The organism is Calothrix sp. CBUCES-K 9914, from assembly GCF_059640475.1.
Genome location: NZ_JBXXZH010000542.1, coordinates 1 through 1,389, shown reverse-complemented (window position 1 = coordinate 1,389; position 1,389 = coordinate 1). Strand labels below are relative to the sequence as shown.

The window sequence follows — 1,389 nt, the reverse complement described above, 5'->3', positions numbered from 1 at the left end:
GAATGGCACGAAGAAAAGGCAGAAGGCAGAAGGCAGAGGGCAGAAGGAAAAACCAGAATATCCTTAAAAGGTTTGTACATTAAGGGTTTTAATCATATATATGGCAGAAGCTGGAGTTTTAAAACACTTCAACCTTGATTAAAGGAGATTAAGAACGTAAAAAATAACGATGCTCGTTACGGTAGAAAAAATCTCTTGTATCTAGTTTAATTAATACTAAGTACAAGAGAAATTTAAAAATGCTTACTCTTAAGATATCGAATCGAGTTGAAATCCTCAAGCAAAATTTTATCCAAAGCGCAGGATTACCTTTCAGAGATTTGTTGCCTCAATCAATGATTCAACAAATAATTGATGAGTTACAAATCAAATATTATCGTCGTATATTTGACCCTTTTGTAACGATATGGGCATTTTTATCACAAGTGCTTGATGCAGAGAAAAGTTGTCATAATGCTGTATCTAGAGTCATTGCTTGGCTATCAACAGAAAATGTGGAGTTGCCATCAACAGATACAAGTGCATATTGTCAAGCACGTTTAAGATTGTCGGAAGAACTGTTAAAGAGATTATCATTTTTGAGTGGAGAAAATTTAGAAAAAAAATGCACAATTGAACAGTTGTGGTGTGGGCGGCACGTTAAAGTTATTGATACCTCAACAGCTTCAATGCCAGATACACCAGAGAATCAATTATGTTATCCGCAACCAAGTAGTCAAAAACCAGGATGTGGGTTTCCGATTGCATTACGCCCAGAAAGGGTTGAACCTAGGGTTGTGAAACGACGCCCTAAATCCTATCCTTCAATGCAACAACCAAGAAAGTCGGCACGCAAAAAACTTATAGCTGGATAACAACCACCTACTCGCTCTCTAGTTCCTTAACATTAAATCACATTTTTAAGGCTTCTTAAAGTGATAAGTTATAAGCACTTCAAACTTATAACTTCAAACTTGTTTGCCTAAATATGAGTTACAAACAGCAATTTATTTGGAATCGCAGTGTTGATTTAGCTGTCAATTGTTACGAATTAACAAGGAGATTTCCTGACTGGGAACTCTATGGATTAACTAGTCAAATAAGGCGTTCAGCCGTTTCCGTTGCCTCAAATATAGCAGAGGGATACGGCAGACGAGGTAAAAATGAATACATCCATTTCCTTCATATTGCTTTAGGTTCATTACGAGAGTTAGATACACAACTTATAATTGCCCAAAGAGTTAAATTAGTTGAAAATCAATTTTTGACTCCTGTGATTAATGAAGTTGAGGAGATGCAGAAAATTATGGTAGCAAGTCTCAACAAGCTGAAAGCTTAAAACTTAAAACCTTATTCTTCCGCATCCTTCTGCCCTCTGCCCCCTGCCCTCTGCCTTTTTTCGTGCCATTC

The 1,389-nt window shown here is 36.8% G+C and carries 2 protein-coding genes; both read left to right on the top strand.

Going from position 1 to position 1,389, the window contains the following annotated elements:
- Positions 1-239 precede the first annotated feature (239 nt).
- The gene (locus AC2JBO_RS44955) at positions 240-854 is read left to right on the top strand and encodes a transposase domain-containing protein (RefSeq protein WP_496960092.1); all 615 of its coding nucleotides are present in this window, start codon (positions 240-242) and stop codon (positions 852-854) included.
- A gap of 113 nt (positions 855-967) precedes the next feature.
- Positions 968-1,318, top strand: coding sequence for a four helix bundle protein (locus AC2JBO_RS44950; protein WP_496960091.1), 351 nt, complete (start codon positions 968-970; stop codon positions 1,316-1,318).
- The last annotated feature ends 71 nt before the right edge of the window (positions 1,319-1,389 follow it).

Coding starts and splice junctions, on each gene's coding strand:
- AC2JBO_RS44955 (WP_496960092.1), top strand. CDS start 240: ATGCTTACTCTTAAGATATCGAATCGAGTTGAAATCCTCAAGCAAAAT.
- AC2JBO_RS44950 (WP_496960091.1), top strand. CDS start 968: ATGAGTTACAAACAGCAATTTATTTGGAATCGCAGTGTTGATTTAGCT.